General features: G+C 63.6%; 1 protein-coding gene. It reads right to left on the bottom strand.

The genetic code is table 11. The features are described from left to right. Positions 1-13 precede the first annotated feature (13 nt). A complete protein-coding gene (locus tag ABFX50_RS50460; protein ID WP_346158406.1) occupies positions 14-502 on the bottom strand; it encodes a DUF5946 family protein in 489 nt (162 codons plus the stop codon). Between the last annotated feature and the right edge of the window lie 215 nt (positions 503-717).

Below are 717 nucleotides of genomic sequence, written 5' to 3' on the forward strand. Positions count from 1 at the left end.
AGGCCTTGGAGTGTCAGGCCTGGAGGGGTCGCCATGCCTCCAACGTCGCTTCGGCGATGGTTTCGATACGTCGCCCGTATGCCAGATGCCCATCGGAGACGAAGCTGCCGTCGCTGCACGGCAGCTCGCAGAACGTGGCGCGGAAATGCCGGGGTGTTTCACCCAGCGGCAGCGGCGCGTACGTTGCCACTGGCGTCATGTCGTAGCCCGACCGCGCCCTGTGATTGTTCCGCGCCACCTGATGAGCGGCCACGCGAAGCAGCGCGTCAAGGCCCTTGTCGACGTAGAACTGCAGGTAGCGGAACTGACTGTCGAGGTACTTCTCATGCCCTCTGGAAGGATGCTGCAGGAGATACGCGCAGACCACAGGCCCGTGCCATCTGTACATCTCAGGATCGGCCTGCTCTTCGGCCAGGATCGCGTGGTAGTAATCTGCGCACACGCCCAGCGGGCCGGCGGTCGTACCGCAGTCGCACTGACCGAGGAAGGGGCTGTCTGGCATGGCTGCACCATAGGTGGCCGGCAACAACCATGTCGACCGGATTTCAGACTCGTCCCGTGTCCTACTCGGATCGGATATGGCCCTGCACCCCTCCATTGCTGCCTCCCCGGCCCGGGCGACAGAAAAGACCCCGGAAATGCAGAAAGGGCCCCACCCAACGGGTGAAGCCCTTCCATACAAAGATTGCGCGGCGGCGACCTACTCTCCCACACCCT

The sequence above is a fragment of the Nonomuraea recticatena genome (assembly GCF_039533245.1).
Classification (GTDB): domain Bacteria; phylum Actinomycetota; class Actinomycetes; order Streptosporangiales; family Streptosporangiaceae; genus Nonomuraea; species Nonomuraea roseola.